This window comes from Algoriphagus aquimarinus (assembly GCF_007997215.1).
Classification (GTDB): Bacteria; Bacteroidota; Bacteroidia; order Cytophagales; family Cyclobacteriaceae; genus Algoriphagus; species Algoriphagus aquimarinus_A.
Genome location: NZ_VORW01000001.1, coordinates 488,577 through 499,632, shown reverse-complemented (window position 1 = coordinate 499,632; position 11,056 = coordinate 488,577). Strand labels below are relative to the sequence as shown.

The 11,056-nt window shown below is 40.0% G+C and carries 11 protein-coding genes; 5 read left to right on the top strand and 6 right to left on the bottom strand.

What is annotated here, in order from left to right; translation table 11 throughout:
• The first annotated feature begins 208 nt into the window (after positions 1-208).
• The 3 genes from bshA (at position 209) to ESV85_RS02295 (ending at position 2,964) form a co-directional block, all read left to right on the top strand.
• Positions 209-1,345 (top strand): N-acetyl-alpha-D-glucosaminyl L-malate synthase BshA, encoded by a 1,137-nt coding sequence (gene bshA, locus ESV85_RS02305; protein ID WP_146914621.1) that lies wholly within the window; start codon positions 209-211, stop codon positions 1,343-1,345.
• A 116-nt stretch (positions 1,346-1,461) separates the two neighbouring features.
• Positions 1,462-2,088: a sterol desaturase family protein gene (locus ESV85_RS02300; RefSeq protein ID WP_146914620.1), complete on the top strand. Its 627-nt coding sequence runs from the start codon at positions 1,462-1,464 to the stop codon at positions 2,086-2,088.
• A gap of 48 nt (positions 2,089-2,136) precedes the next feature.
• The gene (locus tag ESV85_RS02295) at positions 2,137-2,964 is read left to right on the top strand and encodes an NAD(P)H-binding protein (protein ID WP_146914619.1); all 828 of its coding nucleotides are present in this window, start codon (positions 2,137-2,139) and stop codon (positions 2,962-2,964) included.
• Here ESV85_RS02295 and ESV85_RS02290 read toward each other — a convergent pair.
• Entirely contained in the window at positions 2,961-3,299 is a 339-nt protein-coding gene (locus ESV85_RS02290; protein WP_146914618.1) for a tRNA-binding protein, read from the bottom strand. The two genes, ESV85_RS02295 and ESV85_RS02290, sit on opposite strands and share 4 nt — an antisense overlap.
• A gap of 74 nt (positions 3,300-3,373) precedes the next feature.
• Between ESV85_RS02290 and ESV85_RS02285 the strand changes: the two genes are divergently transcribed.
• Positions 3,374-3,727, top strand: coding sequence for a hypothetical protein (locus tag ESV85_RS02285; protein ID WP_146914617.1), 354 nt, complete (start codon positions 3,374-3,376; stop codon positions 3,725-3,727).
• A gap of 77 nt (positions 3,728-3,804) precedes the next feature.
• Here the strand turns inward: ESV85_RS02285 and ccsA (ESV85_RS02280) are convergent, their stop codons facing one another.
• From ccsA (ESV85_RS02280) to ESV85_RS02260, 5 genes are all read right to left on the bottom strand, one after another.
• Positions 3,805-6,327 carry a cytochrome c biogenesis protein CcsA gene (gene ccsA, locus ESV85_RS02280; protein ID WP_146914616.1) on the bottom strand — a complete coding sequence of 841 codons (2,523 nt, stop codon included), beginning with the start codon at positions 6,325-6,327 and terminating at the stop codon, positions 3,805-3,807.
• 26 nt (positions 6,328-6,353) lie between these two features.
• Positions 6,354-6,770 carry a cytochrome c maturation protein CcmE gene (locus ESV85_RS02275; RefSeq protein ID WP_146914615.1) on the bottom strand — a complete coding sequence of 139 codons (417 nt, stop codon included), beginning with the start codon at positions 6,768-6,770 and terminating at the stop codon, positions 6,354-6,356.
• Between the two features lie 12 nt (positions 6,771-6,782).
• The gene (locus ESV85_RS02270; RefSeq protein ID WP_191321880.1) at positions 6,783-7,025 is read right to left on the bottom strand and encodes a CcmD family protein; all 243 of its coding nucleotides are present in this window, start codon (positions 7,023-7,025) and stop codon (positions 6,783-6,785) included.
• 94 nt (positions 7,026-7,119) lie between these two features.
• Positions 7,120-7,794, bottom strand: coding sequence for a cytochrome c biogenesis protein CcsA (gene ccsA, locus ESV85_RS02265; protein WP_146914614.1), 675 nt, complete (start codon positions 7,792-7,794; stop codon positions 7,120-7,122).
• Positions 7,795-7,989: 195 nt separating this feature from the next.
• Positions 7,990-8,655: a heme exporter protein CcmB gene (locus ESV85_RS02260; protein ID WP_146914613.1), complete on the bottom strand. Its 666-nt coding sequence runs from the start codon at positions 8,653-8,655 to the stop codon at positions 7,990-7,992.
• A gap of 422 nt (positions 8,656-9,077) precedes the next feature.
• On the opposite strand from ESV85_RS02260, the gene htpG reads away from it, so the two are divergent.
• Positions 9,078-10,964 (top strand): molecular chaperone HtpG, encoded by a 1,887-nt coding sequence (gene htpG / locus ESV85_RS02255; RefSeq protein ID WP_146914612.1) that lies wholly within the window; start codon positions 9,078-9,080, stop codon positions 10,962-10,964.
• The last annotated feature ends 92 nt before the right edge of the window (positions 10,965-11,056 follow it).

The following is an 11,056-nucleotide window of genomic DNA, read 5'->3' as shown; positions in this document are numbered from 1 at the left end:
TAGTGATTTAAATAGTAAAAACCCTTGGGAAAAGATTTTTCTCAAGGGTTTTTTGCGTTTGGGCTAGAATAAATAAATGCGTAAAAAGCATTGGTTTTCAGCTCTTTTCGCTCAATATTATTTAATAATTGGATAATTAACTTAGGATTTGAACAAAACTAGGGTTAATGCGTGTTAAAAAGCAGGTTATAAACCAGCCAAAAATATTATGAAAATAGGCATTGTTTGCTACCCGACCTTCGGAGGTAGTGGAGTAGTAGCAACAGAACTAGGTATAGGTCTAGCTAAAATTGGTCATGAAGTTCACTTCATTACCTATAAGCAACCCAGCCGATTGGATTTTTTCAGTGAGAATCTTTACTATCATGAGGTGGACATTAAAAGCTACCCTCTTTTTGAGCATGCACCTTATGAACTGGCTTTAGCTAGTAAAATGGTGAGTGTGGTAAAATACGAGAAACTTGATCTGCTTCACGTTCATTATGCCATTCCCCATGCTTCGGCAGCGTATATGGCAAAGCAAATTCTGAAAACACAAGGCATCCAAATACCGGTAGTGACCACACTTCACGGCACTGATATCACTTTGGTCGGAAAAGATCCTAGTTATGAGCCTGTTGTTACATTTAGTATTAATCAATCAGATGGAGTGACGGCTGTTTCGGAGGACTTAAGGAAAGAGACCTATGCTTTCTTCGATATTCAGCGGGAAATAGAAGTGATTCCTAATTTCATCGATTTGGATCGTTTTAAAAGACAAAAAAAGGAACATTTCAAATTAGCTATTTGCCCTAATGACGAGAAGTTGATGGTACATACATCCAATTTCAGAAAAGTGAAGCGGGTGGAAGATGTGATTCAAGTGTTTTACGAAGTCCGAAAAGAAATTCCCGCAAAATTGCTTTTGGTTGGTGATGGTCCTGAGCGAGATAAAATGGAGAGACTTTGTCGTGAATTAGGAACTTGCGATGATGTGCGCTTTCTAGGGAAATTAGATGCCGTAGAGGAAGTGCTTTCAGTTGCAGATCTATTTTTAATGCCTTCAGAAAAAGAAAGTTTTGGCCTTGCTGCATTGGAAGCAATGGCATGTGAAGTTCCAGTTCTATCTTCCAATGCAGGTGGAATCCCAGAATTGAACATTGATGGAGTGACAGGTTTCGTTTGTAATATTGGAGACATCCAGACTATGAAGGAAAAAGCACTTTTCATTCTGGATGATGCGAATCTTCCGACGTTCAAGAAAAATGCACTTGCAAGAGCTAAGGAGTTTGATATTTCCAATATTCTACCACATTATGTGTCTTATTATCAAAAGACTATTGAAACAACAATGGCACAGATTTGATTAAAATGTGATTATTGTCATGAATTTCTCAGTGTCGAAAGGTCGATTTGAACTACCTTTGTATGAAATTCTAAATTAGATCTTAGAAAGTTTAGTAAAATTAGAATCAGTAGCATATGAAAAAGATAGGAAGATTGGATAAGCCGGATAATTTCGGCACAGCCCAAATTTTCTCGAACCCAATTCTTGAGAAAATTTCAAGGACCAATATATTAGTGCCAATCAGTATGTTCATTGTTCTCGGGATAATTTCAATTTATTTCGGAATTCAGAAAACATCTGTGGGAGTAGGAACAGCTCTACTTCTATTTGTTGTAGGGTACATTGGTTTCACATTAGTCGAATACATGATGCACAAGCATTTTTTCCATATGGAGCCGAACACTCCTATTAAGGACAAATTGCAGTACACAGTTCATGGTATACATCATGATTATCCTAAGGACAAAGACAGATTGGCAATGCCTCCATTTGTGAGTGCTGCATATGCTGCCATTCTTTACCTAATATTCAAATTGACAATGGGGGATTTAGCTTACTATTTCTTACCAGGTTTTTTACTAGGTTATGCTTTGTATTTGGGGATTCACTATTTGGTACATGCAGTGCAGCCTCCAAAGAATTTCATGAAAGTACTCTGGGTACATCATGCCATCCACCATTATAAAGATCCCGATGTTGCGTTTGGTGTTAGTACACCATTATGGGATTATATTCTAGGGACTATCCCTAAAAAGGAATAACTATCATAAACCTCCCATATTCCTGGGAGGTTTTTTTCTGACCTTTCTATGAGCGAAATATCAATTATCGGTTTAGGATGGATTGGTTTGCCTTTGGCAAAAATCCTCTCAAGTGATCATAGCGTATTTGGCAGTACTACTTCAGCCGATAAAGCAGCTAGCATTCAAAAAGAAGGTATTAATGCCATCCAATTTGCACTGGTTCCTTTCCCTCAGGGCAAAGGCTTTCAGAAATTGCTCTCTAGCCAAATAATGGTGATCAACATTCCCCCACGCTCACGTACCTCGACTGGTGAATTATTCTTAGAGCAAATCAAGTTTTTGCGCAGCATGGTGGACCAATCTTCTATCAAGAAGGTTTTATTCGTGTCCAGCTCCGGTGTGTATCCTGAGGCAAATAGAAAAGCTGCCTATACGGAGGCTGAATACCTTGACAAAGATCTTACTGGAAATGAGACCATTTTCAAAAGTGAATTGATGTTTTCTGAGGATAGAAACTTTGATCTAACTATTGTACGATTTGGAGGGCTACTTGGAGATGAGCGGATTCCTGGTAAATATGTAGCTGGCAAAGAAAATATTGCTGGCCATACTCGAGTAAATTACATCTATAGAAATGACGCTTCTAGGATGCTTGCTTGGATCATCGAAAAGGAACTTTGGAATGAAGTCTACAATGGCGTGGCTCCTATTCATACGCTACGCAAAGATGTGTATGACCAAAATGTACGCGATTTAGGATTTGAACCGCCTAAAAGCTATCAAAATGCTTCACAAGATGATGATCGCTTAATCTCTGGCGATAAAATCCTCAGTACTGGTTTTGAATTCGAATATCCCAACCCTCTGGATTTCCCGTATTCTAGAAAAAGCTAGTGTAATAAAGCGCCGTTGGGTACTGGTCTCTCCACAGATGTAAGTATAATATCTCCTTTTTCATCGCTGAATCCTGTGATCAAAATCTCAGACATAAAATCAGCTATTTGTCGCGGAATAAAATTACAAACACATACAACTTGACGCCCAATCAAATTCTCGGGCTGATAGTGTACGGTAATTTGTGCTGAAGATTTCTTCACTCCAATTTCATCCCCTAAGTCAACCCAAATTTTATAAGCTGGTTTACGCGCTTTCTCGAATGGTTCAGCTCTCAGAATAGTGCCTACACGCAATTCTATTTTGTCAAAATCTTTGTACTCAATCGTTTGCATAGTGGATTTTTTTCCTAATTTTAGGAACCTTTTACAAGAACCCAAAGTAAGATATAAGGTAACCTCTTCTAATTATGATCGCAACTTCCAAAGTTTCTTTTAAAAAAATTATCTTTTTTGGCATTTCTGTGTTGGGAATGTGTATTTACGCAGGAGATACTATGGCTCAAAGCGAGAAAGAGAAGTCAGAGATGGATAATGTAAAGCCTATTGACAAGCCGTTAGTGGAAAATCATACTGATATTCTTATTGACAACCACTCATTAAGCATTCCAAATCCTACTGGTTTAACTTCAACATCCAATAAAATTTCTCCTATAAAAAAGGATAATCATTTAAGTGGAGAGGGCAAAAAGGCCGAACCAGTACCGTCGACTTTGTCTTTTAATATTTTTCTCTACATCGTAGATAAGTTCAAAGCAGATTAATCAAAAACATACTAACCACCAACAAAGAAGCCCGACGAATAATTGCCGGGCTTCTTTGTGTTATATACTTTCATTCTTTATACTTCCAGTCCCTTATCTCTCATCTTTTTGAATTCATCAAATCTTCTAATGATTGCTATTGAGAATCCCGTAAGCATAATGATTGTCCCGATCCAAAGTACATTGATATAAGGCTTTACTATTGCTTTCATCACTACATAGTCTTTTTGGTATTGATTGACCTTGAAGACAAACTTATTTTCCTCAGGTAAGATGTTTTCCAAGCTGATTTTAATACCCAATTCAGTATCGATCACAGGTAATTTTCCTACCTGATTATTACGGATAATGAAGGTGGGCTGAAGCAGTTTCTCCACATCGTAATCAAGGATTCTAAGGTTCGCTCTTACGGCTACATCACCTTCTTGAAGTACATAGCCGTCCAGCTCTTGCAGCACATCGGCTCCGTCAAAGTAGGTTACATAATCTGCCACATGGAATTGCTCACCAGGCGCAACCTCGTATAATTCATCCTCTTTCCAGTCTGGATCCTCAGGATCATTCATCGCTGCTACATAGGTATAGAGATCTTTGTCTATAAAGATCCTTGAAGCTGGAGAAGAAATCAATCCGCCCATACCTTCGTTGAACTGAGACATTGGGCTTAGGGAGAATTTCAACACTTCATTTTGATAATATTCAATCTGGAAATAATCATTCTCTTCCAGTACAATATCTACTTTATCGCCTTTCTTGAAGTAATCTTTATAATCCTCCAAAGCAAGGGCTTCATTTACTTTTCCTGTAGCTTCTAAAATCTTGGCAGGAACATATTCAGAGATACCTTTTACCTTCTTCTGACGACCACGGTAGATCACCGTATAGTCTTTCATCTGAGTAGGCTTATTGATCCAAAGAAGTACGTGCTCTTTATTCAGTTCATCTTCCCAGCTATTGCTATAGGTCAGTCCAGACATGTTGATGGAAATGGTATCTGAATACCCAGAGCTGAACATGATCCCGATTAGGATCATACCTAAACCAATATGTGCTAAAGAACCACCTGCCAGCTTGAAGGATGATTTCTTCAGGATCTTGGCTAAAATCACCGAGTTGGCAGTGATCGTAAATGTACCTGCAAGTACTACGATGATGTATTGCCAGTCATAAACTTTTGTAAGGACAATAATCGCGGCCGAAAGTAATACTGAAATAATGTAAGGAGTCAAAAGCGCATCTTTCAGTGCTTTCTTATCCATTTTCTGCCACCAGAAAAACTGGCCTACAGCCGTGAGCATAGCTAGTGCTACTCCAAACCAAAGCTGGAATTTCGTATAAAACTCGACTTGATCGGCTGGAGGAGCCATATTCGATATACCCCCAAAGCTTTCTACTATAGCGTTCCAAGCAGGAATGGATGTAGGTAGAATCACCTGAAAAGCCATTAATGAAAGCGTTGTCGCGCCGATAAACACCCAGAATTCGCGGGAGTAAACCGAAGCTTCTCTCTCCGAAGTCGGAATGTGTTTCCATTCTTTCACTACGAGTACAACAGCTACTATAAGGAAGAATAGCATGTAGATCAGCAACTGACCTGAGAGTCCAAGATCTGTGAATGAGTGCACTGATGCATCTCCCAATACGCCAGATCTTACCAAGAATGTTGCGTAAAGTACCAGGATGAAAGTCATGATAACCAAGACCATTGAGGTCTTCAGCGCTGTAGCACTTTTCTTAAAGGTAATCATACAGTGAATTGCTGCGACTAAAATAAGCCACGGTACGTAGACTGCATTTTCTACAGGATCCCAATTCCAATAGCCTCCGAAGTTTAGCGTTACATAAGCCCAGTAGGCTCCCATGATGATTCCCATTCCTAGGATCATGGCTGAGAAAATTGCCCAAGGTAAAGCTGGACGAATCCATTCAGTGTATTTTTTGGTAACTAAACCACCCATTAGGAAGGCGAATGGAACCAAGGTAGAGGCATAACCTAAGAATAAGGTAGGCGGGTGAATAACCATCCAGATGTTCTGCAGAAGAGGATTCAGGCCTGTTCCATCTTCTGGCACGAAATCAGGATTCATCTGGAAAATCGGTGCCTGAGTGGCATCTCTTAGGAGAATAAATGGAGAACTACCGATCTTCAAATCGCCAATTACCACACCCAAAATCATGGAAACCAAGAATGCCTGAACGAGTGCAAAAACAATCATAACAGGAGCTTCCCAGAACTTGTTGGTGAAAATCAGTACTGTACCCAGCACCACATTCCAGAACATCCAAAGAATAAAAGCACCCTCTTGACCTTCCCAGAAGCTGGAAATCATGTAGTGAACTGGGAGTGCTTCCGAACTGTGGGAATAAGCGTAAAAGTACTCAAAACGGTGATTGTAAATGATTTCAAAAAGTGACACAGCAATCATCACGGCAGAAATGCCATGGATAGCGAAACTGATTCTACTGAATCTCTTCCAACTGGCCTTCTCTATTTCGTTTGCGCGGAAATACTGAATGTAAGCGTATGCGGTAGTCAGTGCACTGACAAAGGCCACTATTGTCATGAAGTGGCCAAGATTACCGATAAAGGTATTGATCATGGATTTTTTATTGTAACTGCTCTAACTCACATACCTGCCGTCTGCACTTCAGTTTCCTGGTATTTAGACGGGCATTTCATCAGTATTTTATCGGCAATAAATATTTCATCATTCTTATAAGAACCGATTACTACTACGGATTCCGAGCGGGTGAAATCTGCTGGTACTGGCTCATTGTAAAATACTTCTTGCTCTACTCCTTCATTGTCTACAAGCATAAAAGTGAAGGAAACTTTATCCTCCCGAACATTTAAGCCGGTCACTTCTCCACTAGCATCTTTCTTGAGATGACCTACCACGTGGATAGCGTTATCCTCTCCACTCTGCTTCATTTCCTTTGCCGTAGTGAAGCTTTCGTAGCTACTTGCATCACCGATCGAAGTCATAATGATTACAATTGCTATGGCTATGATTCCTAATCCTATTATATGTCCTTTTTTCATGTGTTTATAATTTTAGGAATGAAGATTTTTTTCAAGTTTGCTGATCTTGCGATCTGTCCCAATCAGGTAGACTGTGATACCTGCGAATATGATCACCATGACGCCTACCAAAACGTAAATTTTACCATTTGATCGCATCAGATCTGCCATCTCTACATCGTTATTGCTGTAGTCAGCTTCCGTTACTGGGATTTTCTCTTGTGCCAAAGCAGAAAGACTGAAAACCAAAAGAGCTATAGTTAATAATTTTTTCATGTGTTTAAAATTGATTTGAATTGGCCACATGGAATCTCGCATGGTTTATTATCATTCCAATTTGTGTTGTTCGCAACATGCTCGATTTCATCAATCAGGAATTAATCATTCTGTCTTCTATTGTCCTCTCCACCCTACGCATTCTGACGCGTACAGTTGCGATCCAGGAGCCTAAGAGTGTCCATCCAATAATCGCAGGATAGAAAACCGCCCGAAGTTTGGAATCTAAATCATAGGCATTGAAGCCTGGATTTCCACCATTTCCTGGGTGTAAACTGTCTGTTAATCTTGGTAATACGAAGATAAGAGGAATAAAAGCCGCAAAGGCGAATATGTTATAAATGGCTCCGATTCGAGCTCTCTGCTGAGAATCAGTCAGTGAATTTCTTAGAATTAAATAAGCGAAATACATCAGAATTCCGATGGCCGCTGCATTCTGCTTTGGATCGCCGCTCCAGTAATCTCCCCAAGTAAACTTAGCCCAAAGCATACCAGTTACTATTCCAAGTACACCGAATAGAATTGCTGAGTTGGTGAATTCTATCGCCAAATCATCATTTCTGATATCATTGGTTCGAAGGTATTTAATACTATAATAAACAGCCACTACCAGCATGAGTATCATCCCGAACCACATGGTTACGTGAAAATGAAGAGCACGAATCGTTTCGTTGAGGATAGGAAGTCGTGGCGCTTCCATCAGCAAGCCTGCGATCAGCGTGTATAGCAGCAGGGCAATTGCAAGAATTTTCCACCAGGATTGGCGCATAAGGTATTTTTGCTAATTCAAGCGCAAAAATAAGGCATAAGTTCCTGAAAACGGCGCTTTTTGTGAAGTCTTTTAACCGGTTGGAGAAATTTAGAATTACGATTTGCGAAGTACGAGTTCCAAAGAACTTCAAGCATTATTATTTATCTCAGACTTTCTATGGAGTCAATTTTCAAATCTTCCAATCTTTCAATCTCAAGACCTCCACAAATAAGGAAACAGAATATATCCCGTCACGGCTACGATGGCATTGATCGCTAAAAGTGTGATGAGTTTATCCATACTTACGTTCCAATCCAGTCCATCCATGGCATTTTTGGAAATACGAATGGCCATTAATAAAATTGGGATAATGACCGGAAAGCTCAGAATAGCCATCAGGGTTGCATTATTTCCCGCTTTGGAAGCAATACCGCTTACCATAGTTAAGCTGGCCGAAAAACCCATTGCTCCCAGTACTAAATTCAGGATAAATAAGCCTTGATCCTGGACTGGATTTCCTAATATCACTGAAAAAACTCCATAGCCCAAAAGTGCTAGGATCAGTGTTAGACCAGTATTGTAGATGATCTTCGAAAGGATAATCGCCTCAGGAGAAGCAATCATGTAATAATAAAGTTGGCGGCCTTGGTGCTCTTGCACAAAGCTTTTAGCTACGGCATTCACAGCCGAAAAAAGAATAATTATCCAATAAAGGGCATTCCAAGTTGGAGAGGAAATATTTCCCTGCTTGGCACCCACACTTAAGTAAGTGATGAAAACTGCCGAAACTACATAAAGTAAAATCCCATTCAGCGCGAATTTCTGTCGCCACTCCAGGGTGACTTCCTTACTGATCAGAACCGAGATTTCTTTCCACATGCTCCAAAGATAAGAGGATTGTAAAAACTTGTCCGCCGTGGTGGATTGGAAGATTGAAAAATTCTATTGCGTCACTTTAAGTAATAAAAATTTGAAATTTACAAAAGTGAGATGGCGGTGTCAGGCTGAGCGAAGTCGAAACCTCTTTTTTCATTGCCCTCGACTTCGCTCGGACTGACACGATTTCCAGTAAAAAACATAATCCGTGATTGGTAGGGGAATCGGTGAGTTTTAAGATGGAAAAGTTGTAAAGTCTGGCTAAATCTAGATCTCTATAATGAAGCTCATGGTTAATTCTGTAGCAAATGCGAAATCGTATATCCAAAATCGAAACTGCCAAATTGACACCAAAACTTCTTTGGAACAACAGTTGCAATTCTCTGCCCGACAAACATTGTGTTTAACTAAACTAATTTATAGCCATGCAGGAAAAAGGCACGATCTCGATTCATACCGAGAACATTTTCCCGATTATCAAGAAGTTTCTCTATTCTGATAACGAGATTTTTCTAAGAGAACTTGTTTCTAACGCTGTTGATGCAACTCAAAAAATCAAGCGTTTAGCGACATTAGGTCAGTACACAGGCGAACTTGGTGACACTACGGTGGAAGTGAGTTTTGATGAGAAAGCGAAAACCATCACCATCTCTGACCGCGGTCTTGGGATGACTGCTGAGGAAATAAAAAAGTACATCAACCAAGTGGCTTTTTCAGGTGCTGAGGAATTCGTAGAGAAATTCAAGGATGCAAAGGACGCCAATGAGATCATCGGTAAGTTTGGTCTTGGGTTCTACTCGGCATTCATGGTCGCTGACACCGTAGAAATCAATACGCTTTCTTACCAAGAAGGCGCAGAAGCTGCTAAGTGGACTTGTGACGGTTCTACTTCCTTTGAAATTTCTCAAGGAGATAGAAAAGAACGTGGAACGACCATTATCCTTCATGTCAATAGCGATTCTGAAGAATTCCTGGATAAGTGGAAACTTCAGGGGATTTTGGACAAATATGCGAAGTTCCTTCCTGTTCCAATCAAGTTTGGCACAAAAACCGAATCTGTAGAAGATGGTGTGGATGACAAAGGCGAGAAGAAATGGAAGTCAGTAGAAGTTGATAATTTCATCAATACCACTGCCCCAATCTGGACTAAGTCTCCAAGTGATTTGACTGATGAGGATTACTTGAAGTTCTACAAGGAGCTGTATCCAATGTCTGAGGATCCACTTTTCTGGATTCACCTGAATGTGGATTATCCATTCAACTTGACTGGGGTTTTGTATTTCCCTAAAGTGAAAAATGAATTCGAACTTCAGAGAAATAAGATCAAGCTATATAGCCGTCAAGTGTTTATCACGGACGAGGTGAAAGACATCGTTCCTGAGTTCTTGATGTTGCTTCATGGCGTGATTGACTCTCCGGACATTCCTTTGAACGTTTCCAGAAGCTTTTTGCAGGCTGATAGCAACGTGAAGAAAATCAATTCATACATCACCAAGAAAGTAGCGGATAAGCTTGCTGAGCTTTACAAAAAAGACAGAAAGGCTTACGAGCAGAAATGGGGCGATATCGGACTTTTCGTTAAATACGGTATGATCTCCGAGGATAAATTCTATGAGAAAGGAAAAGACTTCGCTTTGCTTAAGAATACCAATGGGGAGTTCTTCACTATCGAAGAATACCAGTCTAAAATAAAGCCGAACCAAACAGATAAAAATGATCAAGCGGTCATCTTATATGCAACTGATTTGGACAAGCAGGATAGTTTCATTCAATCTGCCAATAAAAAAGACTACGATGTCTTGGTGATGGATTCACCGATTGACAGTCACTTTATCCAAAACTTGGAATCCAAGCTGGAGAAAACTCAACTGAAGCGTGTAGATGCTGATGTAGCTGAGAAACTGATCCAGAAGGACGAGACTTACGCCAACTTACTAACTGAAGATCAGAGCAAGGAAGTGAAGGAAATCTTCGACAAAGCGATCAACAACAAGACTTACACGGTAGAAGTGGAAGGTTTAAGCCCTGAGGAACTTCCAGTGACGATAACTATGGAAGAATTCATGCGCAGAATGAAAGAAATGGCTGCCACTGGTGGCGGAGGAATGGGCTTCTACGGCTCACTTCCTGACGCTTACAAAGTCGCTATTAACGGGAATCACCCTGCGGTGGACAAAGTACTGAAGGCAGCAACCGAAGAGGAAAAGATCAAAATAGCTAAACAGTCATTTGATCTAGCACTTCTGTCCCAAGGCTTGCTAAAAGGCAAAGACTTGACTGCCTTTGTAAAGAGAAGTGTGGAATTGCTTTAAATAGTAACGATTCATTATAAATAGTTAAACGGGTATGGTTTCATACCCGTTTTTTTTGTCATATCTATTAAAGCCTACTTCCGTACTAGGGT